Genomic DNA, 21,476 nt, shown 5'->3' with positions numbered 1-21,476 from the left:
TATCGGGTTTTTTGTTTACTTGTTTTAACGCTTAGCGAGAAGCACGCTGGCGATTGCCGCCTACTTTAGGTTTAGTGTTAGCCTTTTTAAATTGGCTAAACCCAGTATGGCGCGTTAAGGCTGGGCGCCCTCCTTTACCTTTACCAGCGCCTTTATGTGCTTTTTCATCGCGGCCTTCTTCTGGCACTAAGCAATTTGGGCCTTTACCAATTAAATTGGCTTTCCCCATACTGCGCAGTGCATCGCGGATCATTGGCCAACCCGATGGATCGTGATAACGCAATATTGCTTTGTGTAAGCGACGTTGGCGTGCTCCTTTTGGCACGGGCACTTGCTCTTTGTTGTTTTTAATATTACGCAACGAGTTCATTTCTGTATGGTAAATGGTGGTTGCATTGGCCATAGGCGACGGGTAAAAGTTTTGTACTTGGTCTAACTTAAAGTCGTTAGATTTAAGCCACAATGCCATATTAACCATGTCTTCGTCTTTGGTACCCGGGTGCGCTGAAATAAAGTACGGTATTAAATACTGCTTTTTACCCGCTTCTTTTGAGTACTTATCAAATAGTTCTTTAAATTGATCGTAAGCACCCATGCCCGGCTTCATCATTTTAGACAAAGGGCCATCTTCTGTGTGCTCAGGGGCAATTTTTAAATAGCCACCCACATGATGTGTAACCAGCTCTTTTACATAGCGAGGGTCTTGTACGGCTAGATCGTAACGAACGCCGGAGGCGATCAAAATCTTTTTAATGCCTTTCACTTCACGGGCTTTTTTGTATAAATCGATAGTAGGTGTATGGTCTGTATCCATGTGCTTACATATATCAGGGTAAACACATGAGAGTCGTCTACAGGTACTTTCTGCTTTTTTGCTCGTACAGCGCAATTTATACATGTTGGCCGTTGGGCCACCTAAATCAGAAATAACACCGGTAAAACCAGGTACTTTATCTCTAATTTGTTCTATTTCGTCAATAATCGACTCTTGCGAGCGACTTTGAATAATACGTCCTTCATGCTCGGTAATAGAGCAGAACGAACAGCCACCAAAACAGCCACGCATAATATTAACCGACGTTTTAATCATATCGTAGGCTGGTATTTTTGCATCACCATAACTTGGGTGCGGTATACGCTGATAAGGCAAACCAAATACATCATCCATCTCATGGGTTTCGAGCGGGAATGCCGGCGGGTTAACCCAAATAGAGCGATCTCCATGGCGCTGAAATAACGCACGAGCACAGCCTGGGTTGGTCTCTTGGTGCAAAATGCGCGAGGCATGAGCATAAAGCGGTTTATTAACGCTTACTTGCTCAAATGCAGGCAGTTTAACGTATGTTTTTTCCCACGGTTTAGGGCGCGCAGGCTGAATAGTTATTGGTTTAGCGGCCTCTGCTTTTAAATCTATTCCGGCTTGCTTAAACTCTGATTTACTACACCCAACATCATCAGCCCCATAGGGGTTTGGGATAGGATCAATTTTGCCTATTTTATCAATCGCTGTTGAATCACTTCCGCGCCAGCCCGGTATTGGCTCTTTACGAATAACCGCTGTACCACGAATATCCTGAATTGTATCCATAGTTTCGCCAGCGGCTATACGGTGGGCTACTTCCACCAGCGGGCGCTCTGCATTACCATAAATAAGGATGTCGGCTTTGGCATCAAATAAAATACTACGGCGTACTTTTTCTTGCCAGTAGTCGTAATGAGCAATACGGCGCAAGCTTGCTTCAATACCACCAATAACAATAGGCACACCTTTGTAGGCTTCGCGTAAGCGCTGAGAGTAAATCATCACCGCACGGTCAGGGCGCTTGCCGCCCACATTACCTGGTGTATAGGCATCGTCATGGCGCATTCGTTTTTCTGCCGTGTAGCGGTTGATCATCGAATCCATGTTGCCGGCTGTAACACCAAAAAATAAGTTTGGTTTACCAAGCCCCATAAAGGCATCTTTTGATTGCCAATCTGGCTGAGCAATTATACCCACTCTAAAGCCTTGCGCTTCAAGTACACGGCCAATAACCGCCATACCAAAACTAGGGTGATCTACATAGGCATCGCCGCTAATAATTATAATGTCGCAGCTATCCCAGCCAAGAGCGTCCATTTCTTCGCGAGTGGTAGGTAAAAATGGGGCGGTGCCATAACATTCTGCCCAATATTTGGGGTATGAAAATAGCGCGCGTTCAGCTTTAAGGGAGCTCATAGTTTTGGCCGTAGAATAACAAAAGGCGCGAATTATATCCTAATACATTGCTTATTTATACAACATTACCTAGAGATATCGCGCCTACTGTAAAGTCTGTTTATATTAAGTTTTTTTATTTCGCTCTTTAATAAACTCTAAAAGTTCGTGCTCAGGCATTGGCTTAGCGTACATAAAACCTTGTACTTCATCACACCCTAAGTTTTTCAAAAACTCTGCCTGCTGCTGTGTTTCTACACCTTCAGCAATTGTTTTTAGTCCTAGTTTAGCGCCAAGCGACACCACCAAAGCAGCAATAGCACCGGTGTCGTTATCGGGTAAATCTTTTACAAATGCGCGGTCTATTTTAAGCCTATCAAGCGGTAAACTTTGTAAGTAACTTAACGAAGAAAAGCCCGTTCCAAAATCATCTATCGCTACTTCTACGCCTAATTCTTTTAACTCTTTTAGGGTATTGATCACGGTTTCTAATTCATCCATTACCACGCTTTCAGTCACTTCTAACTCTATATTACAGGGTTTAACATCGTACTTTTGTAAGGTGTTTTTTACTGTTGAAGCGTAGCCTTTAACCTTAAATTGCGGCACAGATACATTTACAGCAATGCAAATTTCTTCACCGAGTGCCTCTAAGCGTTTTTGCTGTTGGCAAGCTTGTTCTAAAACCCATTGGCCAATATCAACAATTAAACCGGCATCCTCAGCTAAAGGCACAAACACCGCAGGAGATATAAACGAGCCATCTTCTGATGGCCAGCGCAGCAATGCTTCACAGCCAATCAAAGATAAATTATCAAGTGAAAGCTGAGGTTGATACCACACTTGGAGCTTTTGCCGAGCAAAGTCATGACGTAACTGCCTAATGATACCTAAGCGCCAAGCCATTTTGTCTTGCATATCAATATCGTAGTAAATACCCTCTTTGCATTTAAGCTTTTTAGCTTGGTTTAATGCAATATAGGCAACTTTGAGTGTATCTAACCCAGTACTTTGAAAGTCTTGCTGCTGACATAAACCAATTCTAAAATCGACAGGCAAAATATGCTCGCCAGCACTAAAAGGCACACTTAGCACGTCGTTAAATTGTTCAAGGTCAAACTCCGTTTGGCGAATAATAAAGCCAAATACATCTGCGCCAATACGCGACAATAACTTTGCGTCTGGGTAAGCATCTTTAAGTCGCTTTACAATCTCAATTAACAAATGATTGCCAATTTCTTGTCCTAAGCCATTGTTAATATCTGCAAAACCAATCACATCAATTAATACAAAAACGTAGTCATTAACGTGTGGCTTTTGATAACGCACCACCCGCTCAATAAAATTAGTACGATTAGAAATACCGGTTAGTACATCTTTGTAAGCCGCATCTCTTAGTTTTACAAACAGCCTTACGTTATCAAGGGCTACACTCACATTAGTAAGAAAAATCTCTGCAAATTGCAGCTGCGCATCACTCGGTTTATGCTCGCACTCTAAATAAATAGCAGCCTGGCGGTGCTTACTTTTAACAATAAAAGTTACGCTCGAATCAGTTTGGCAATGCTGGGCCGACTCAAAACACTGTTCTACTTGTTCAAGCGCAACGCTATCAACATTAGCAAGCTTTTCACCAAAGTAGCTCTCATAATGGCCACTGCCACCTAATACTTGAATAAAGTTATCGCCATCTAGCTTACTGCATACCAACCCAACTTGTTGGCACTCTAAAATAATACCCAAGTGTTTAATAATCTCTTTGCACAACACTTTAATATCGGTAAGCCCTAAAATAGACTTTGAAGCCGAAACAATGGTGTTCATTGCATCACTTTGATACTCAAGTTGGCACACTTGCTCGTACGAGCGAATAGCGGTAATTAAAGAAGTTACTAATTTAGAACGAGTTAACTCTGTTTTTGTTTTATAATCGTTAATGTCATATTCGCGAATTACTTTTTCTTCTGGGGTGTTGCCCGCTTGGCCGGTACGTAAAATAATTCGCACATGCTGATTATTTAGCTCTTCGCGTACGCGTTTTACAACTTGCAAACCCGCATCATCAGATTCCATCACTACATCTAAAAAAATAACGGATATTGTATTATTGTTTTTGAGTATTTCGATGGCTTCGCTGCCAGAGTACGCATCGTGAAAACGTAGCCCTGCTCCCCAAAACTCTACGCCCGACAATGCAAGCTTAGTCACTGAATGTATTTCAGGATCGTCATCAACGATCAAAACATCCCAAAAATCAGTTAATTCTTGGGTTATTTCTTCTTCGCTGTCTGGCGCTAAAAATAAAAAATCGCTTTGCTCTGACGACATTATCTACCCTTTATCAGTTTTAATACTTATATAAGCTCATACCTATGTGCTAAAAATATATTTTTGGTTTATAGGCTAATTCATACTATAGTCGATTAATAAAAAGTTGTTATATTTCAAACTAAAAAACTCGTAAAAGGTGTGCCTATTAAATTTTTTAAAATCCTTATAAAAACGCTCTTATTGTTAGTTTTAGTGGCTATTTTGATTGGTTTAACCCTGCCGCAAAATTACAGCGTAAATAAAAACATACAAATAAATGCCAATGTAGCGACCGTTAAATCGCTGGTGTCTGACTTTAGCCTTTGGCATACATGGTCGCCCTGGGGCAAAGTAGCTCCGTCTATCACTTTTACTTTAGGCGAACCTAGTCGCGGTATAGGCGCGCATCAATCGTGGCAAAGCGACTGGGGGTATGGAGAAATGACTATTACTTCGCTTTCGCAAAATAAAATGACCTTTAATGCGCTTTTAAAAAATGAGCATATTATTGAAGGTGAAATTACATTTACCGAAGTAGAAGGTGTGGTAAATGTAACGTGTAATATTAATGGCCAAACCAATACCCCGCTAATTTCGGGTTATCTATCAATTTTTAGTGAGTATGTATTAAGCAATACAGTGTCACTTGGCTTAAATAACTTACAAACAGTGGCGCAATTACGCGACCAAAAAACACAGCTGGATAACGATGACAGTAAAATCAGCCCAAGCGAGAATTAACCTCGCCAATATAATTGAGTCTTTACTTGGCTACCCCGTAAAAAAAATAACCACAAATACTGGGCAACCAAGTACAGATCAAAGTTACGGTTCTAAAGGCAATCTAAACCCGCTTTATCACATAAATAGCGATAACCCTATTTTAGCGCGCGCCCAAAAGCGCCAAGATTTACTGCTTATAAAACAGCAGCAAAATATAGAAACCATTTTAGCTAAAGCAATGGAATTTTGCCCCGATGTGGCAAGTAATAAGCAGCCAGATGCCGACTGGATAGAACGCTTTATTGCCTTATGTGAAGACACCTCAAATGAATCGATGCAAACACTGTGGGCTAAAATTTTAACTGGCGAGACGCTCAACCCCGGTACATTTTCTATAAAAAGCTTACAAACACTCAAGCATATGACCCAACGCGAAGCAGATGCATTACAAAAGTGTGTATCGCTGAGCAGCTACAACGCAAAAGACGACAGCCACTTTATTTTATTAGGGTTTTATAAAAAGCCTTCGCTTTTCGACTTACTACGAAAAGGCAATAAGGTATCGCTTAATTTAGGAAAAACGGGGATCAGCTTTCCTGATATTTTAACGCTAATGGATCTTAATTTACTCTACAGAAAAGAAATAGAATCGGCGGTATTAAAAGCAGGCCAAGAACTCACCCTGTCGTTTTTATCGCAAAAAGTGACGTTAAGAGCTAAAAGTAGTGACTTAGTATTAAGCTATTACAAGTTTACCCAAACAGGCGATGAGCTTTCCAAGCTTATTAATTACCCTGTAAATAAGGTGTATAAGCAATTAATTAATAATGCATTGGAGGGAGAATTTGATTTAACGTGGCATGTTAATAAATAACACACCACGCTGTAAACTCACTAATTAAAAGTGAACTTGAATACCCGCAAATGGGCCTGATGCGTCAATATCGGTGTTAATATCATCAACATCATCTAGCTCTAACGTCATAGAACGGTAACCTGCTTTAATAGCTACATCTACCGCTAGGTTATCAATAAGTTCATACGCTACGCCTACTTGGTAGTCTTGCACTTTACTATCGTCGATAGCTAAAAAGCTGCCTTCAAAAAACACACTTAAACCCGTAAATGGTAAGCCTGCTTCAGCACGGCCATACGCAAGTGGCACAAAGCCCGAAAAATCTTTAGTCTCAGAGAAGTTAGTGCCACCTTGTTGAGTGGTACCAGTTACAATAATGTCACCGTCAAACTGCTTTGCGTTTAAACCTAAATCAATTGAAATTAAATCGTTATCAAAAATTTCGTAATAAAGAATGTAATCAATGTGAGTTAAGTCACTTAATGTATTTGCAGTTGTACCAACCACGTAATCTGAGCCATTAAAGCTAAACGTATCAGTAAGGGTAGCTGAGCCATTAAGTTCAAGCTCAGTGTATTTAAGCTTTAGGTTAGGAACTAATGGCACTGGGTGCTCTAGTGCCGCGTAGTAGCTAATAAAGGTTTCGTCTTCAAAATTAAAATCTTGTGGTGCGTTATCTTTGTAAGAAAACTGGCCGTCGTTATCTGACTGCCAGCCATCAACACCTACATATAAACCTAATAGAGTGTCTGCCTGTGCTGCAGGGGCTAAACATGCCATTGAAAGGGCAGCTGCTAAACAATACTTTTTCATTTTTTATCCTTGAGCTAGTAGTTCGCTAAGTTCGATTAAAGCCGCATTGGCTCTTGAAATATAATTTGCCATAACTAAAGAATGATTTGCCACAAAGCCAAAACCATTCCCGTTTAATATAATTGGGCTCCACACGGTTTCTTGTGTTGCCTCAAGCTCACGTATAATTTGCTGTAAGCTTACACGTGCATTTTTCTTTTCTAATACATCAGCAAAGTCATACTCAACCGCTTGTAAAAAGTGTAATAACGCCCACGTTGCACCGCGCGACTCGTAAAACACGTCGTCTATTTCCCACCACGACGTTCTTACTTGTTGCTGAAGTGGTGTATAGGTCGCTTGCGTGTTTGAAGAATTACCGGCTAAATCGGTATTTACTTTGTCTTGGCCAACACTTGCACTTAAACGCTGACTTAAACTGCCTAAACGCTTTTCGGCTTCTTTTAACCAGCTACGTAGATTATCTGCACGTGAATAAAATTGGCTATCGCGCTCATGTTCGTTAGCAATTTGTGAGCGGTACACAAGAAGGTAGTCTATTCCCTTTTGGTACTCTCCCTCGGCACTTGGCCATGCCCATGCTTCAGAGCTAATATTAAATTGCGGCTGCGCTTTTTTAAGGGCTTCATGTTCGGTAGATTGCGACTGTGAACGGCTAAAATCTTTACGCATTGATAACGCTAAATCACGCACCATTTCAAGCGCGCCATATTCCCACGCTGGCATGTCATCCATTATCACACTTGGCGGCATCACATCGTTTGATAAATACCCACCTTGCTTATCAAGTAATGTGCTAGCAACGGTAATAAGCGTTGAGGTGGTTGTATAGCCTGTTACCATTTTTTCGTTGCGTGCTTGCGCGGTTTCTTTTGCATTAGTTACTACGTTAAAACGTGCCGGCTCAATGCTCCAATAAACTGCAATAGCGTAAAAAATAATAAGTAGTACCACCAAGGCACCAGCTATTTTTCCTTTATGTTGCGACATTTATCCTCCTAGTGATGAGCGTGTTGTTTTTTAGATGGCTTTGAATGCGCAGCCTGCGCTTCAAGCGAAACCACTTGAGCATTAGTAAACAAGCGGTTACCGTCACTAAAATATAGCGTGAGTTTACGTTCTTGCCCTACTTTTAGTGGTTCTTGTGGATCAAATACCATTAAATGGTAACCACCAGGCTCAAAGCTTAGGCTTTCATGGCCCTTAATGGTGACAGCTTTAACCTGTTGCATTTTCATCATGCCGTTGACATGTTTGTGCTCATGTATTTCTACACGGCCTAAACCTTCGATGGTCGCTTTAGTTAATTTAGCAACACCACCACCGTGGTTAGAAATTGTTAAATAGCCAACACTCGACTTACTACCAGGCAAAAATGCCCTTACTTGTGCATGGCTTACTTCAAGCTTAGCTTCGTCTGTATCGTGGCTGTGCCCAGCATGTGCAGCAACCGATGACGAAAACACATTAATCATTAACGCCGAGGCCATAAAAAAGCACTGCTTCATCATCGCTTTATTCCTTGTGAAAGCATAAAATTTCACTTTAAATTTAACATAGTTAACTAATAATAGTCAGTTAAATTAAGGCTTAAGAGGTTACTTTTTTGTTATCGAGCACCAACCAGCACAGTACAGCTACAAATAATAATGGCCAGGCTATCATCACTGAACCAAATAACAGTGCCAAAATGGTGCCAACCAGCGCGACAATCCCTGCGCCTATTAACCCCATGGTCACTAAAGCCATTACGGCTACCACTGCAATAATAGCGACTAATACACCAGCCAGCTCAAGCCCCACCCAGCTCATATCTGCAATCCACAGTGGAAACTGCCATGAATCAAAATGTATTAGTGACACTGTATCAGTAAAAAGTAACACATATACGACAACACATATTGCTAAGGTTTTCATATCCCTCTCCTAATACGCACGCTCTTCAAGACAGCAGTGAGCAATCAAATAACCAAGCGCCACTGCAAACGGAAAACTTATAAATAATAAAATAGTTACTAAGCGTGTTGACCACACTGGAAAATCAAGGCGACGCGCTAACCCACTGCATACGCCCGATATTTTTTTATTCAGTGAATCTTTGTACCAACCACGCTGTGTTTTAAAGTTATTCATACTTTACTCCTTAAGCGCTTGGCGCAGTTGTACTGGTATTACTTTGCTTAACACTGGCTTTTAAACGAGCCAGCTCTGCATCTATTTTTTCATTTTTAACTAAAGTCTCAATTTGCTCAGCGGTTGATTGCGCTGTATTTGTAAGTTCATAAGCATCAACCTGTGCTTCTATGCCTTCCACTTTTTGCTCTATCATTTCAAAGCGAGACAAAGCATTTGCGACCTTGTCACTGTGTAATTGCATGTTCACTTTTTCACGTGCAGCAACAATATCGTGGCGTTTTATTAATTGAGCTTGTTTGCTTTTAGCTTGCGCCATTTTTTGCTGTAAACGCTCACAATCTGCCGTAATTTTCTCTATCGACTCTTTTAGAGTATTTAGCTGAGTGTTTTTTGCTACAATTTGCTCATCTACTCGCTGTTTTTCTACTAACGCAGACTTGGCTAAATCGTCACGGTTTTTAGCAACTGCCAGCTCAGCTTTTGTTTGCCACAAAGTTAAGTCTTTTTGTTTTTGTGCAATTTGGCGTTTAAGCGTTTTTTCTTCGCACAGCAAGGCTGCGGCTGTGCTTCTACATTCGTTAAGCGCTTCTTGCATTTCACTTAGCATAAGGTTGAGGAGTTTTTCTGGGTCTTCTGCTTTATCCAGCATGGCAGCAATATTGGATTGGATAACATCATTTACGCGATTAAATATACTCATTGTTTTGTCCTGTTGTTTTAATTGATAACAACAGGATTCCAAGAGTTATGCCAATTAACAAAATTTATTTATAAGCCTTTATATTCAGACAGTTAGATAACTAACACGTTATTTTAAACTGACTAAAAACTGAATGCTAATAAGCTAAAATCACTAATTTATTTATCTTTTGACTAAATTTTAGTTATAAAAAAACCACTTTATAAAGTGGTTTTTTTATAACTGGTCAACGCTTTAGTATTACTCAGGCACAAAACTTAATGCTTTATCCATTACCGACAAATCAGCCTGTTTACCGTGACCGTTTTCTGAAAGGTGACGTCTAAATCCGCGCGCCCCTGGCTGCCCCTGAAAAATCCCCAGCATATGGCGTGCTATATGCCAAAAGTTAGCACCTAAACGCATTTCTTCTTCTATGTAATCATACATAGCGCGCACCACATCGTGACGAGTCTGAGTATTAGCCACCTCACCGTAAATCTTTTCATCCACCTCATTAAGCATAAATGGATTACTATATGCTTCACGACCAATCATAACGCCGTCTATATGCGCTAAATGCGCTAGGCTTTCTTCAATTGTTTTAACACCGCCATTAATGCTTAAATCGAGCTGTGGGTAGTCTTTTTTTAATTGGTAAACGCGTGGGTAATCAAGAGGCGGTACTTCACGATTTTCTTTAGGGCTCAAACCATTTAACCACGCTTTACGGGCATGAATAATAAAGTCATCACAGCCAACTTTATGGCTGGCTTCAATTAATGCGCATAAAAACTCATACGAGTCTTGCTCATCAATACCGATGCGTGTTTTTACCGTAACAGGAATACTAACTTCGCTTTTCATTGCCGCAACACACTGTGCAACCAGCTCAGGCTCGGCCATTAGGCATGCACCAAAGCGCCCGTTTTGTACTCTATCTGAAGGGCAGCCTACATTTAAGTTAATCTCATCGTAACCGCGCTCACCCGCAAGCTTTGCACACTTTGCTAGCGCCTCAGGATCAGAACCCCCCAGCTGCAAAGCAACCGGCCCCTCGTGCTGATTAAAGTGTAGATAATCGCCGCGACCAAATAAAATCGCCCCCGTGGTGATCATCTCAGTGTATAAAACAGCGTGCTTAGTCATCTTACGATGAAAAGTGCGACAATGACGATCAGTCCAATCAAGCATGGGTGCAACAGAAAAACGTCTGTTTAACGTTGGATTATCTAATGTGCGTTTTTGCAATGTAAAAGCCTCGGGGATTATAAGTAAATGCGCCCATAAAAAGGCGCTGTATTTTACACAAAAGCCTAATTAGCATCAATGTTAGCTGTATATTTGTAAACCAAAATAATGCGCGATACCGTTGAGTATATTTGTAACTGCCACAGAGCTTAAAATTAACCCCATGATTCTACTTATAATACTTGCGCCACTGTCGCCTATTAATTTATGCACATGATTTGCGAGTAACAACAGCACAAGCACAACAACTAATACAACCAACATCATCGACGATGTAGTAACTTGCTCAACCCACGTGTATTCTTCGTTACGGGTCATCAGTACTGCGCCAAGCATGGCGCCTGGGCTTGCTATAGAGGGAATGGCTAGCGGAAAAATAGCGGTTTCTGTGCTGTCGCGCACACTTTTAATCTCAGACTCGGGCTTACTTTCACCAAAAATCATTGAAAGCGCAAAAATAAGCAGGACTATGCCCCCAGCTATTTGAAACGCCGACAGCGGTATTTCAATTGCATTTAATAGCTGCTCACCGGCAATAACAAAAAAGAGTAAAACCACAGCGGATACACCCACGGCTTTAAAAACAACTTTTCGTTTAAACTTTTCATCTTCCCCACGTGTCACAGCAATAAATACAGGCACTGTACCTATAGGGTCTATCACCGCAAAAAAGAAAATAAATATAGCTACCAGTTCATGCATTAATGGGGTTCCTAGATAAAAAGTGTTTAATAAAAACGCTGCAAGTACAACACAGTATGTTAGTATATCACGGTAGCGTAAGGATAAGAGAATGATGAATATAGAATCACTCGTAAGTAAAGCAAAACAAGTTTGTGACAACCGTGGTGCGCGTTTTACGCCTATCCGCGAAAAAGTATTTCGCCTATTAGCTAGCGCCCAAGGCGGCGTTGGGGCGTACGATTTACTTGAGCAATTAAAAGTAACAGAAACAGGCGCAAAACCTGCAACAATTTACCGTGCGCTAGACTTTTTATCAGAGCTGGGCTTTATTCACAAAATAGAAAGCACCAATGCATTTATGCTTTGCCATCACTTTGATCATATTCATCCTGTGCAGCTATTAATCTGTGACAGTTGTGGTTTTGTAAAAGAGCTGCACTCTACGGTTATTTCTCACGAGCTAAACAACTTAGCAGCAGAAAGCGGCTTTGTTGTATCAGGGCAAACTATTGAAGCACACGGTAAGTGTGAGTCTTGTAGAAGCTAAACCCAAAGTTTGTTTTAAAGCTATACTCATATTTAGATAGCCACTTTAGCACCAATTTTAAGAGTACCTAACATGAATGTTGAGTTCATTAATCCATTTTTATCTTCTTTGATCAATGTGTTATCTACAATGGCACAAACCGAGTTAAAACCAGGTAAGCCGCGTATAAAAACAGACGAAGTCGCCTGTGGCGATGTATCTGGTTTAATTGGCATGGTGGGCGCGCAAACTCGTGGCTCATTTTCAATTACCTTTGATGAAAACTTAGCTCTGACCATCATGGAGCGCATGCTTGGTGAGCGCCCTGACAACATAGACGATGAAGTAACTGATATGGTTGGGGAAATTACTAATATGGTTACCGGTGGAGCTAAAAACTTACTCGGCGAAAAAGGCTATGACTTTGATATGGCTACGCCAATTGTAGTTGCAGGTAAAGGCCACACCATCACACATAAAAGTAAGGGCAAAAAAATAATCATGCCATTTAGCTGTGATGCAGGCGATGCAAATATAGAAGTTAGCTTTGATAAGTTATGAGCTGGCAACAAACTCAAATAACCTTAAAACCGCGTGCTCGAGGATTTCATTTAATTGATGATGAAATACTCGCGCAGCTGAGCGAGCTGGCTAATTATAAAGTTGGCCTATTACATTTGTTTATTCAGCACACATCGGCAAGTTTAACCATAAACGAAAACGCCGATCCAACAGTGCGCATGGATATGGAAAGCCACTTTAACCATTTCGTTCCCGAGCGCCAACCTTACTATCGTCACGATTACGAAGGTGATGATGATATGCCAGCCCATATAAAAACCAGTACGTTAGGGTGTGAATTAAGTATTCCTATAAGCAATGGGCGCTTAGCGCTAGGTACATGGCAAGGTATTTACTTAGGCGAGCATCGCGACGCTGGCGGTGCAAGACGTATTATAGCGACCTTGCAAGGCGAAAGCTTTTAACCTTGTATTGACCTCCCCTCCCTAGCTTTTACCACGTCACTTCGCATTATTTAAAACCCTTTATATCGCGCGGTGGCATGCGGCCACTCGTGCGTTTAATATTTATAAATAATTTTCGTAGGTATAAATCAGATCAAAATATTGTTTTAGAGGTGTTTATTTTAGTGGGATATTTAGAGAGATTGGAGCGGCACACGAGGCTCGAACTCGTGACCTCGACCTTGGCAAGGTCGCGCTCTACCAACTGAGCTAGTGCCGCTTTATAGATTGTCAGTAATTTGTCCGTTGGTGCGCGACAGGTCGCGTCCTACATTCTGGCAACTGAGCTAGTGCCGCTTTATAGATTGTCAGTAATTTGTCCGTTGGTGCGCGACAGGTCGCGTCCTACATTCTGGCAACTGAACTAGTGCCGCTTTATAGATTGTCAGTAATTTGTCCGTTGGTGCGCGACGGGTCGCGTCCTACATTCTGGCAACTGAGCTAGTGCCGCTTTATATTTTATTCAATACTTCAATTTCTTTTGGTGAGAAATTGGAGCGGCACACGAGGCTCGAACTCGTGACCTCGACCTTGGCAAGGTCGCGCTCTACCAACTGAGCTAGTGCCGCTTTATAGATTGTCAGTAATTTGTCCGTTGGTGCGCGACAGGTCGCGTCCTACATTCTGGCAACTGAGCTAGTGCCGCTTTATATTTTATTCGATACTTCAATTTCTTTGGTGAGAAATTGGAGCGGCACACGAGGCTCGAACTCGTGACCTCGACCTTGGCAAGGTCGCGCTCTACCAACTGAGCTAGTGCCGCTTCATATTTAGTCAGTAATTTGTCCGTTGGTGCGCGACAGGTCGCGTCCTACATTCTGGCAACTGAGCTAGTGCCGCTTTAAATATTGTCAGTAATTTGTCCGTTGGTACGCGACAGGTCGCGTCCTACGTTCTGGCAACTGAGCTAGTGCCGCTTAAATATTGTCAGTAACTTGTCCGTTGGTGCGCGACAGGTCGCGTCCTACGTTCTGGCAACTAAGCTAGTGCCGAACTTACTGATGGTATTTAAACCACTCAAACACACCAACCCCGCGAGGGTTATCGTCTTGAGCGGGGCAGGATTCTACAATAATCTAATGTGTTTGCAAGTGTTTTTTACAAATTAAAGAATTTTTCTCTATACACCTTTAATTCCATAATAGAATCTTTAATGTCATCGAGAGCTAAATGAGAGCCTTTTTTATTTACCTGTTCTAGTACCTCAGGCTTCCAACGTCGGGCAAGCTCTTTAATTGTGCTTACATCTAAATTTCGATAATGAAAAAAGTCTTCAAGCTCGCGCATATACTTATTCATAAAGCGTCTGTCTTGACCTATTGAGTTACCACACATCGGTGATTTACCCGCAGGAACCCACTGCTTTAAAAAATTAAGCGTTTGTTCAACCGCATAAGCTTCATCATATGTACTGGCTTTACAACGAGCAGTCAGACCTGATTTCCCATGCTGTGTAGTACACCATTCGTCCATGCCATCTAACAGCTCATCACTTTGGTGAATCGCTATAGTAGGCCCTTCCGCGAGTATATTTAAATCGGCATCAGTTACTACTGTTGCAATTTCGAGTATTTTATCTGTGGCCGGCTCAAGTCCAGTCATTTCTAGATCAAGCCAAATTAAATTAGATTCATTAATAGTCATAGTAACCTTAAACAGTGCTTTTCTTTAGATCCAACGCATTTCGATATATCATATTAGCATCAACCGTCGAGCTAAAGCTTTTTTATACGCAAAGCCGACATTTAAACCAAGGTTATAGGCCAAAAGTGGCAAAACAGAAAAAATTAAGTAAAGGCCAATCTCGCAGGATCAAGGCTAATCATCAAAAGCGCTTAAATAATGCCGATACAAAATTGGCAAAAGGTGGCGCACAAGAGTGGCAAACAGATAATCTGGGCGCAACCGAAAACGCCATCGTGATAAGCCGTTTTGGCCAACACGCCGATGTAGAAACACAAGAAGGTGACGTATTACGCTGTAATATTCGCCGTACCGTTACTAACTTAGTGTGTGGTGATGAAGTACTATTTCGCCGCGCAAAAGTAAGTGAAGGCGACTTAGCGGGCGTTATTGAAGCAACACAAGAACGCCGCTCACAGCTTACGCGTCCCGACTTTTACGATGGCGTAAAAGTAATCGCTGCAAATATTGACCAAATTTTAATGGTCTCAGCGGTACTACCAGAGTTTACGCCCAGTATTATCGACCGTTACTTAATTGCCTGTGAAGACATGGGTATAGAACCTATTTTAGTACTTAATAAAATCGATTTAATCGACGACGAAGGCCTAAATGAAATTCAAAAAGTACTCGATATTTATCGAGGCCTTGGTTATCAGGTACTGCTTGTAAGTAGTGTAACCGGCGAAGGCATAGATGATTTAAAAAACGTACTGGTTGATAAAAATAATATTTTTGTTGGTCAAAGTGGCGTAGGTAAATCAACCTTAGTTAACACTGTGCTTCCTGATGCCGAAATATTAACTAAAGAAGTATCAGAAAACAGTGGCTTAGGGCAACATACCACCACTGTATCGCGCTTACATCACCTACCAAGTGGTGGTAACCTAATTGACTCACCGGGAATACGTGAGTTTGGTTTATGGCACTTAGATGTTGAACGGGTAACCTGGTGCTTTAAAGAATTTAGAGAGTTTATAGGTGGATGTCGTTTTAGAGACTGTAAGCATTTAAACGACCCAGGCTGTATAATTCAACAAGCGGTAGCCGATGGCGATATTTCGCAATTGCGATTCGACAGCTACCACCGTATTTTAGAAACAATGGCCGATGGCCGTGCTGGTGCACGCGCACCTCGCGTTTAATTTAGGAAACAATCTGTGAGTTTAGACAAATTTAAAATTGCAATGCAGTATGCAATGCCAAAGCACTTTATTTCACGCGTAGTAGGTAAATTAGCTGCAGCAAAAGCAGGTGCTTTAACTACAACGCTCATTAAACTATTTATTAAACAATATAAAGTAGACATGAACGAGGCTTTGTATGAAGACCCAGCGCACTACAAAACGTTTAATGAATTTTTTACTCGCCCATTAAAAGATGGTGTGCGTCCAATGGCGCAAGGCGAGAACGTAATTACTCACCCTGTTGATGGTGCTATTAGCCAACTGGGCGACATTGTTGATGGGCAGCTAATACAAGCAAAAGGTCATGACTACAGTCTACAAGCACTATTAGGTGGCTCTGAAGATGATACAACACCATTTTTAGGCGGAAAATTTGCTACCATTTATTTAGCGCCAAAAGACTACCACCGTATTCATATGCCTATAGACGGCACACTAAGTAAAATGATTTACGTACCGGGCGACTTATTTTCGGTAAACCCGCTTACAGCGCGCAATGTCCCTAATTTATTTGCTCGTAACGAACGTGTAGTGGCTATTTTTGAAACCGAAATTGGCCCACTTGCTATGGTACTAGTAGGCGCAACCATTGTAGCCAGCATAGAAACCGTTTGGGCAGGCACAGTAACGCCACCCGCCGGTAGCGACGTGTTTAGCTGGAACTACCCTACTAAAGGCGAAAACGCCATTACCCTTAAAAAAGGTGAAGAAATGGGCCGCTTTAAACTAGGCTCAACAGTGGTACTAGCATGGGGTGCAGATAAAGCAGACATTTTAGACGACCAACTGCCTGAAACAGTAACGCGTTTAAACACCGCATTTGCAACAATTAAAGAAAGTGAAGAGCTGTAAGCTGTAAGCTGTAAGCTGTAAGCAAAAATAAATATTAAGCACCGCGTTTACCAAAAACGCGGTGCTTTTTTATTGGTAGGCGTGAAGCTTGCTCACGCAAAAAAGAAAAAGCGTAAATAGATTTTATATCAACGCGCCAGCAAGCAAGGCGCCTATAGATTAATTAAACTACGATGCTAATTTTAGCTGTAGACATAGAGCTTGCTTACGTTAGAAGCGCAGCTTCTCATGGTTTAACCCCTAGTTTAGCCCCGCGAATTACCTCATACTTTATTCACCGCACTCTTTACAGTTTATATCTTTAATCATTTTAAATTGCTGTTGCTTTAAGCTCAGCGCATCAAAGCTGATAAACACACTACCTTCAACATGCCCTAACAGCATATTAAGCGTAAGCTGTGCCTGCATAGAGCCTATAATTCCTAACAGTGGGCTTATTACACCTGCATTACTACAATTTACAGCGGGTGCGGCGTCACTTTTTGCAAAAACACAGCCATAACACGGGCTATTATTTTGCCTAAAATCAAACCCCATTAACTGCCCTTTCGTTGCCAGTGCTGCACCTGCAATTAAAGGCAACTTATGAGTAAAGCAATAACGGTTAACACTGTAACGTGCGGCAAAATTATCAGAGCAATCAAGTACTATGTCGGCATTTTTTAAAAGCTCCCCTGCGTTGTTATCATCGAGCTTTTTACAATGCGTCACTATTTCTATTTGATTATTAAGGCTTGTTAATACTTTGCCAGCAGCGGTGACCTTGTTTTGCCCTAAGTGATTAACTTTATAAAGCACTTGGCGCTGCAAGTTAGAAAGCTCAACCGCATCATCATCTATTAAAATAAGTTTACCAATACCTGCCGCAGCTAAATACAAAAGTGCAGGACTACCTAGCCCGCCAACTCCCACTACTGCAACGGTGGCTGCTTTAAGTGCTAACTGCCCTTCTAGGCCCACTTCTTTTAATAATAAGTGGCGACTATAGCGCAGGGTTTCTTTATCGCTAAGCTTATTCATTAGGCTGATTTATAGCACTTTTTAGCGCACTAATTGCTGCAATATAATCATTCGCTTCACTAATCGCGCGTACTACCGCAACACTGCCTACTCCTGTACTTGTAACCTCGCTTGCGCGGGTTAAATCTATGCCGCCAATGGCAACAGTTGGGTAGCTTTGCATTAATGGCACACACTTTTTAAGTTTATCGAGACCTTGTATTTGCCCTGTCATATCTTTGGTTGTGGTTGGGTAAATAGCACCAAATGCCATATAACTTGGTCGGTAGTTGTGCGCACGTAACATTTCGTAAAAACCATGGGTAGAAAGCCCAAGCCTTAAACCTGCTTCTTTAATCGCGGCTAAATTAGCGGTTTCTAAATCTTCTTGGCCTAAGTGTACGCCGTAGGCACCGTGCTTAATTGCCAACTGCCAATAGTCGTTTATAAATACGTGAGCGCGGTACTTATTACCCAGCTCTACGGCCTGCTTAATTAACTCATCAAGCTCAAGGTCGGTTTTATTTTTAACGCGAAGCTGCGCCGTAGTAATACCTTGCTGCAAACATTTATCTAGCCAATCTAGGCTATCGACCACAGCATATAGGCCCAACTTTTTGCTCTCACAAGGTGCAAAATCAGCCGCCATATTAAATTCCAGCGGCACATCAAAATCAAGCTCATCACCAAGCCAGCTGCCAGGCTCTATTACTTGCGGGTAGTCATCTAACTGTGTAGGAAAAGCAGTATGTGCAACAGGGCCTATTCCTTCGCCGTATCTAACCGACTGCTTTAAGCCCTGATTTATATAAGCTTTAGCTAAAATAAAAGCATCTTTTAGTGGGTAGTCTTTTGCTAAACACGCGGCAATAACCGAGGCCATGCTACAACCTGTACCATGACTATGAGGGCTTTGAATTTTTTTATTCCCAAGCCAATACTCTTCGCCGTTTTGTGTGCAGTAATCAATACAATAACCAGTTGGGTAATCCCAGTGCCCGCCTTTAATAACAACCGCTTTTGCGCCCCAACTTAATAGCTTTTTAGCTGCGTCTTTCACGGCGCTTGGGCCAATTAAATATACGCCTGTTAATAATTGCGTTTCGTGCGTGTTAGGTGTTATTACATCCACCAGCGGCATTAAGCATTCTTTAATGGCACTTACGGTATCTTCCTCTGTTAATACATCACCACTTGAAGCAATTGCAACGGGGTCGTATACAATCACAGGCGGTACAGGCCATTTAGCTTTATAATGCGCTATATGCTCACTTATTAATTGAATTTGCTGCACATTAGCCAGCATGCCAATTTTAATTACTTTGGCTTTCATATCGCTTTCGAGTGCTAGTAATTGCGATTCAATAATATCGGTAGATACCGCGTTAATGGCCTCTACACCTAAGCTATTTTGCGCCGTAAGCGCGGTAATAGCAGTACAGCCATGCACGCCAAAACTTTGCATTGCTTTTATATCGGCTTGAATGCCTGCGCCACCACCTGAGTCTGAGCCTGCAATTGTCCACACTAAATTATTCATACTCTTTATTTCCTTACTGCTGATGCCAAAACGGCATACCCATTGTAGGGGTTGAGGGGGCTGCTAAGTCTTTTTCAGGCATTGCTTTGGCATTATACGCAAAGCGCCCTGCCTCTACCGCGGCTTTAAATGCACGGCTCATCGTAATTGGGCAGCCAGCCCCTGCTATCGCTGAATTTAATAATACCGCATCATACCCTAATTCAAGCGCTTGGCAGGCATGCGAAGGCAAACCAAGCCCTGCATCTACAATTAATGTTGTGTTTGGTAAGCGCTCACGAATTGTTTTTAAATTATAACTATTTAAAAGCCCCTTACCGGTGCCAATAGGCGCGCCCCAAGGCATAAGCACTTCACACCCTAGCTCGTTTAAACGCTGGCAAAGCACTAAATCATCGGTGCAGTAGGGTAATACTTTAAAGCCATCATCAATTAATATTTTTGTGGCTTCTAACAATGCGAATGGGTCGGGTTGTAAGTTGTAATCATCACCTATTAGTTCAAGCTTAATCCAATCGGTTGCAAATACTTCACGGCACATTTTAGCAAGTGTTACGGCTTCTTTTACACTGTGGCACCCTGCGGTATTAGGCAGTATTTTAAGGCCTGTGTTTTTTATAAGCTGCCAAAAGTCATTCCCTGCGGCAGCGCTTTGCTGGCGCCTTAATGATACCGTTACTATTTGCGCGCCAGAGGCTTTTATAGACTCTTCCATCACCGCTGGAGAGGGATAAAGCGCCGAGCCTATTAATAAACGGCTATTTAGTTGCTCGCCATAAATAGTTAAGCAATCATTACCTTGCATAATGCTACCCACCTTGAATAGGCGATAACAATTCGATGCTATCACCTTCGTTAATTGCGGTGCTGGCATGCAGACTTTGTGGAATAAATTCGCCATTTAGTGCCACCGCGAATGGCGGCTTTGCACCAAAATTTTGTAATACATCAACAAGCACTGCACTTTTAATAGTTAGCAGCTCACCATTAATTGTTATAGTCATTTATTACTCACCCTATTTGAGATAACGCATCAGCCACTAAGGCGGGCCCTAACATATAGCCATGACGATATAAGCCATTAATGCTAATTACGTTACCTGTTTTTAAAACCGCAGGGCGGTTATCGCTAAAGGCGGGGCGTAACCCGCTTTGAATATTTAACAGCCGCGCTTCGGCAAACCCGCTGTGCACAGTGTAGGCCGCCGAAAGTAGCTCAAGCGTAGAGCGCACCGTTGCAGGGCCGCTATCATCAGACTCTATTTCAGTTGCACCAATTACATACTCATTATTAGGTTTTGGCGCTATATAAATTGGGTAGCGCGGGTGCATTAAACGCACCGGCCGCGTTAAATTAACCTCAGGTGCATGTAACCTGGCCACCTCACCGCGAACCCCTCTAAGGAGTTTATCGCCTTTAGCGCCTAAGCCACGACAGTCAATAATGTAATCAAACCCGCGGTTATTCACCTCGCCGTTTTGAATGCTAACGCGTTGGTTAAAAACAAACTTAACCTTACGTTTATTAAGCATGGTGAAGCTTGCTTTATAAAAGGCCTGGTTATCTATTTGCCCTTCGCAGGGTAAAAACACACCTTGGTTAAAACGATTAGCTAATTCGGGTTCTAACTGCGTTATTTGCTGAGCATTTAACGCCTGCGCGCTGTGCCCTGCTATTGGCTTAATACGCTGGCTAAAGCTTTGTAAGTCACCTTTATCTTGCTGGTGCGCCACGACCAGCGTGCCTTTTTGCTGATAAAAAACCTCGCCTTCAAGCTCGCTCACTATCTCTGGCCAGCGCTTGAGTGAATTTAGCCCCATGATGGCTAAATCCGTTTCACACAATACCGACTCAGCAAGCGGAGCAAGCATTGCCGCAGCCACTTTACCGGCACTATTTTGAGTGTGTTCGTCACTGGCTTCAAACACGGTTACATGATGCGACTTACTAAGCTCGAGGGCAGCTAAGCGCCCTGCTAAACCAAACCCCACAACAGCAATGTTGTAAAACATAA

Annotated in this window: 23 protein-coding genes and 3 tRNA genes; 7 read left to right on the top strand and 19 right to left on the bottom strand. The window is 42.1% G+C overall.

The window, feature by feature from the left end; genetic code table 11:
* Positions 1 to 31: 31 nt before the first annotated feature.
* Entirely contained in the window at positions 32 to 2,218 is a 2,187-nt protein-coding gene (locus tag EJ103_RS02510; RefSeq protein WP_024031514.1) for a YgiQ family radical SAM protein, read from the bottom strand.
* Positions 2,219 to 2,323: 105 nt separating this feature from the next.
* Positions 2,324 to 4,525 (bottom strand): EAL domain-containing protein, encoded by a 2,202-nt coding sequence (locus EJ103_RS02505; RefSeq protein WP_126005889.1) that lies wholly within the window; start codon positions 4,523 to 4,525, stop codon positions 2,324 to 2,326.
* Between the two features lie 141 nt (positions 4,526 to 4,666).
* On the opposite strand from EJ103_RS02505, the gene EJ103_RS02500 reads away from it, so the two are divergent.
* Together EJ103_RS02500 and EJ103_RS02495 are read left to right on the top strand one after the other, a co-directional pair.
* Complete coding sequence (locus EJ103_RS02500; RefSeq protein WP_126005887.1) at positions 4,667 to 5,248, top strand: SRPBCC family protein; 582 nt, start codon at positions 4,667 to 4,669, stop codon at positions 5,246 to 5,248.
* A complete protein-coding gene (locus EJ103_RS02495; RefSeq protein ID WP_126005885.1) occupies positions 5,217 to 6,104 on the top strand; it encodes a TIGR03899 family protein in 888 nt (295 codons plus the stop codon). Before EJ103_RS02500 ends, EJ103_RS02495 begins: the two co-directional genes overlap by 32 nt.
* Positions 6,105 to 6,128: 24 nt before the next feature.
* Here the strand turns inward: EJ103_RS02495 and EJ103_RS02490 are convergent, their stop codons facing one another.
* The 8 genes from EJ103_RS02490 to EJ103_RS02455 form a co-directional block, all read right to left on the bottom strand.
* Positions 6,129 to 6,899 (bottom strand): TIGR04219 family outer membrane beta-barrel protein, encoded by a 771-nt coding sequence (locus EJ103_RS02490; protein WP_126005883.1) that lies wholly within the window; start codon positions 6,897 to 6,899, stop codon positions 6,129 to 6,131.
* 3 nt (positions 6,900 to 6,902) lie between these two features.
* Entirely contained in the window at positions 6,903 to 7,889 is a 987-nt protein-coding gene (locus tag EJ103_RS02485; RefSeq protein ID WP_004585847.1) for a DUF2333 family protein, read from the bottom strand.
* Between the two features lie 8 nt (positions 7,890 to 7,897).
* On the bottom strand, positions 7,898 to 8,410 hold the full coding sequence (locus EJ103_RS02480) for a copper chaperone PCu(A)C (RefSeq protein WP_029773289.1): 513 nt from the start codon (positions 8,408 to 8,410) through the stop codon (positions 7,898 to 7,900).
* A gap of 79 nt (positions 8,411 to 8,489) precedes the next feature.
* Positions 8,490 to 8,816, bottom strand: a complete 327-nt coding sequence (locus EJ103_RS02475) for a hypothetical protein (RefSeq protein ID WP_024031509.1) — start codon at positions 8,814 to 8,816, stop codon at positions 8,490 to 8,492.
* Positions 8,817 to 8,825: 9 nt separating this feature from the next.
* Entirely contained in the window at positions 8,826 to 9,032 is a 207-nt protein-coding gene (locus EJ103_RS02470) for a PspC domain-containing protein (protein ID WP_024031508.1), read from the bottom strand.
* Positions 9,033 to 9,042: 10 nt separating this feature from the next.
* Positions 9,043 to 9,735 carry a PspA/IM30 family protein gene (locus tag EJ103_RS02465; RefSeq protein ID WP_126005881.1) on the bottom strand — a complete coding sequence of 231 codons (693 nt, stop codon included), beginning with the start codon at positions 9,733 to 9,735 and terminating at the stop codon, positions 9,043 to 9,045.
* 240 nt (positions 9,736 to 9,975) lie between these two features.
* Complete coding sequence (gene dusA / locus EJ103_RS02460; protein WP_054983627.1) at positions 9,976 to 10,908, bottom strand: tRNA dihydrouridine(20/20a) synthase DusA; 933 nt, start codon at positions 10,906 to 10,908, stop codon at positions 9,976 to 9,978.
* Positions 10,909 to 11,046: 138 nt separating this feature from the next.
* Positions 11,047 to 11,667 (bottom strand): MarC family protein, encoded by a 621-nt coding sequence (locus EJ103_RS02455; RefSeq protein WP_004589061.1) that lies wholly within the window; start codon positions 11,665 to 11,667, stop codon positions 11,047 to 11,049.
* 94 nt (positions 11,668 to 11,761) lie between these two features.
* Between EJ103_RS02455 and EJ103_RS02450 the strand changes: the two genes are divergently transcribed.
* From EJ103_RS02450 to EJ103_RS02440, 3 genes are all read left to right on the top strand, one after another.
* The gene (locus EJ103_RS02450; protein WP_029773280.1) at positions 11,762 to 12,196 is read left to right on the top strand and encodes a transcriptional repressor; all 435 of its coding nucleotides are present in this window, start codon (positions 11,762 to 11,764) and stop codon (positions 12,194 to 12,196) included.
* A gap of 72 nt (positions 12,197 to 12,268) precedes the next feature.
* Positions 12,269 to 12,736 carry a chemotaxis protein CheX gene (locus EJ103_RS02445; protein ID WP_029773279.1) on the top strand — a complete coding sequence of 156 codons (468 nt, stop codon included), beginning with the start codon at positions 12,269 to 12,271 and terminating at the stop codon, positions 12,734 to 12,736.
* A complete protein-coding gene (locus EJ103_RS02440; protein WP_126005876.1) occupies positions 12,733 to 13,161 on the top strand; it encodes a secondary thiamine-phosphate synthase enzyme YjbQ in 429 nt (142 codons plus the stop codon). The genes EJ103_RS02445 and EJ103_RS02440 overlap by 4 nt, the downstream gene beginning before the upstream one ends.
* Positions 13,162 to 13,344: 183 nt before the next feature.
* Here the strand turns inward: EJ103_RS02440 and EJ103_RS02435 are convergent.
* From EJ103_RS02435 to orn, 4 genes are all read right to left on the bottom strand, one after another.
* Positions 13,345 to 13,420, bottom strand: a tRNA-Gly gene (locus tag EJ103_RS02435).
* A 273-nt stretch (positions 13,421 to 13,693) separates the two neighbouring features.
* Positions 13,694 to 13,769 (bottom strand) — tRNA-Gly (locus tag EJ103_RS02430).
* A gap of 118 nt (positions 13,770 to 13,887) precedes the next feature.
* Positions 13,888 to 13,963, bottom strand: a tRNA-Gly gene (locus EJ103_RS02425).
* Positions 13,964 to 14,298: 335 nt separating this feature from the next.
* Positions 14,299 to 14,844, bottom strand: a complete 546-nt coding sequence (gene orn / locus EJ103_RS02420) for an oligoribonuclease (RefSeq protein ID WP_004589057.1) — start codon at positions 14,842 to 14,844, stop codon at positions 14,299 to 14,301.
* A gap of 125 nt (positions 14,845 to 14,969) precedes the next feature.
* Between orn and rsgA the strand changes: the two genes are divergently transcribed.
* The gene (gene rsgA, locus EJ103_RS02415) at positions 14,970 to 16,028 is read left to right on the top strand and encodes a small ribosomal subunit biogenesis GTPase RsgA (protein WP_126005874.1); all 1,059 of its coding nucleotides are present in this window, start codon (positions 14,970 to 14,972) and stop codon (positions 16,026 to 16,028) included.
* 15 nt (positions 16,029 to 16,043) lie between these two features.
* Positions 16,044 to 16,922 (top strand): archaetidylserine decarboxylase, encoded by an 879-nt coding sequence (gene asd / locus EJ103_RS02410; RefSeq protein WP_004589055.1) that lies wholly within the window; start codon positions 16,044 to 16,046, stop codon positions 16,920 to 16,922.
* A 270-nt stretch (positions 16,923 to 17,192) separates the two neighbouring features.
* On the opposite strand, the gene EJ103_RS02405 is transcribed toward asd, so the two are convergent.
* Genes EJ103_RS02405 through EJ103_RS02385 form a run of 5 tightly spaced genes read right to left on the bottom strand, consistent with a single transcriptional unit; the run spans position 17,193 to position 21,474 of the window.
* The gene (locus EJ103_RS02405) at positions 17,193 to 17,942 is read right to left on the bottom strand and encodes a HesA/MoeB/ThiF family protein (protein ID WP_126005872.1); all 750 of its coding nucleotides are present in this window, start codon (positions 17,940 to 17,942) and stop codon (positions 17,193 to 17,195) included.
* Positions 17,935 to 19,461, bottom strand: coding sequence for a thiamine phosphate synthase (gene thiE / locus EJ103_RS02400; protein WP_126005870.1), 1,527 nt, complete (start codon positions 19,459 to 19,461; stop codon positions 17,935 to 17,937). The genes EJ103_RS02405 and thiE overlap by 8 nt, the downstream gene beginning before the upstream one ends.
* Positions 19,462 to 19,474: 13 nt before the next feature.
* Complete coding sequence (locus EJ103_RS02395) at positions 19,475 to 20,266, bottom strand: thiazole synthase (protein WP_126005868.1); 792 nt, start codon at positions 20,264 to 20,266, stop codon at positions 19,475 to 19,477.
* 4 nt (positions 20,267 to 20,270) lie between these two features.
* The gene (gene thiS / locus EJ103_RS02390) at positions 20,271 to 20,465 is read right to left on the bottom strand and encodes a sulfur carrier protein ThiS (protein ID WP_126005866.1); all 195 of its coding nucleotides are present in this window, start codon (positions 20,463 to 20,465) and stop codon (positions 20,271 to 20,273) included.
* A gap of 7 nt (positions 20,466 to 20,472) precedes the next feature.
* Positions 20,473 to 21,474: an FAD-dependent oxidoreductase gene (locus EJ103_RS02385; RefSeq protein ID WP_126005864.1), complete on the bottom strand. Its 1,002-nt coding sequence runs from the start codon at positions 21,472 to 21,474 to the stop codon at positions 20,473 to 20,475.
* Positions 21,475 to 21,476: the final 2 nt, after the last annotated feature.

The sequence above is a fragment of the Pseudoalteromonas sp. Xi13 genome (assembly GCF_003952205.1).
Classification (GTDB): Bacteria; Pseudomonadota; Gammaproteobacteria; order Enterobacterales; family Alteromonadaceae; genus Pseudoalteromonas; species Pseudoalteromonas atlantica.
This window is presented reverse-complemented; position numbering and strand designations above follow the sequence as displayed.

What these genes read in the sequence shown, in the direction of transcription:
- EJ103_RS02510 (WP_024031514.1), bottom strand. Translation starts at nt 2,218, where the DNA reads ATGAGCTCCCTTAAAGCTGAACGCGCGCTATTTTCATACCCCAAATAT.
- EJ103_RS02505 (WP_126005889.1), bottom strand. Translation starts at nt 4,525, where the DNA reads ATGTCGTCAGAGCAAAGCGATTTTTTATTTTTAGCGCCAGACAGCGAA.
- EJ103_RS02495 (WP_126005885.1), top strand. Translation starts at nt 5,217, where the DNA reads ATGACAGTAAAATCAGCCCAAGCGAGAATTAACCTCGCCAATATAATT.
- EJ103_RS02490 (WP_126005883.1), bottom strand. Translation starts at nt 6,899, where the DNA reads ATGAAAAAGTATTGTTTAGCAGCTGCCCTTTCAATGGCATGTTTAGCC.
- EJ103_RS02485 (WP_004585847.1), bottom strand. Translation starts at nt 7,889, where the DNA reads ATGTCGCAACATAAAGGAAAAATAGCTGGTGCCTTGGTGGTACTACTT.
- EJ103_RS02480 (WP_029773289.1), bottom strand. Translation starts at nt 8,410, where the DNA reads ATGATGAAGCAGTGCTTTTTTATGGCCTCGGCGTTAATGATTAATGTG.
- EJ103_RS02475 (WP_024031509.1), bottom strand. Translation starts at nt 8,816, where the DNA reads ATGAAAACCTTAGCAATATGTGTTGTCGTATATGTGTTACTTTTTACT.
- EJ103_RS02470 (WP_024031508.1), bottom strand. Translation starts at nt 9,032, where the DNA reads ATGAATAACTTTAAAACACAGCGTGGTTGGTACAAAGATTCACTGAAT.
- EJ103_RS02465 (WP_126005881.1), bottom strand. Translation starts at nt 9,735, where the DNA reads ATGAGTATATTTAATCGCGTAAATGATGTTATCCAATCCAATATTGCT.
- dusA (WP_054983627.1), bottom strand. Translation starts at nt 10,908, where the DNA reads ATGCTTGATTGGACTGATCGTCATTGTCGCACTTTTCATCGTAAGATG.
- EJ103_RS02455 (WP_004589061.1), bottom strand. Translation starts at nt 11,667, where the DNA reads ATGCATGAACTGGTAGCTATATTTATTTTCTTTTTTGCGGTGATAGAC.
- EJ103_RS02450 (WP_029773280.1), top strand. Translation starts at nt 11,762, where the DNA reads ATGAATATAGAATCACTCGTAAGTAAAGCAAAACAAGTTTGTGACAAC.
- EJ103_RS02445 (WP_029773279.1), top strand. Translation starts at nt 12,269, where the DNA reads ATGAATGTTGAGTTCATTAATCCATTTTTATCTTCTTTGATCAATGTG.
- EJ103_RS02440 (WP_126005876.1), top strand. Translation starts at nt 12,733, where the DNA reads ATGAGCTGGCAACAAACTCAAATAACCTTAAAACCGCGTGCTCGAGGA.
- orn (WP_004589057.1), bottom strand. Translation starts at nt 14,844, where the DNA reads ATGACTATTAATGAATCTAATTTAATTTGGCTTGATCTAGAAATGACT.
- EJ103_RS02405 (WP_126005872.1), bottom strand. Translation starts at nt 17,942, where the DNA reads ATGAATAAGCTTAGCGATAAAGAAACCCTGCGCTATAGTCGCCACTTA.
- thiE (WP_126005870.1), bottom strand. Translation starts at nt 19,461, where the DNA reads ATGAATAATTTAGTGTGGACAATTGCAGGCTCAGACTCAGGTGGTGGC.
- EJ103_RS02395 (WP_126005868.1), bottom strand. Translation starts at nt 20,266, where the DNA reads ATGCAAGGTAATGATTGCTTAACTATTTATGGCGAGCAACTAAATAGC.
- thiS (WP_126005866.1), bottom strand. Translation starts at nt 20,465, where the DNA reads ATGACTATAACAATTAATGGTGAGCTGCTAACTATTAAAAGTGCAGTG.
- EJ103_RS02385 (WP_126005864.1), bottom strand. Translation starts at nt 21,474, where the DNA reads ATGTTTTACAACATTGCTGTTGTGGGGTTTGGTTTAGCAGGGCGCTTA.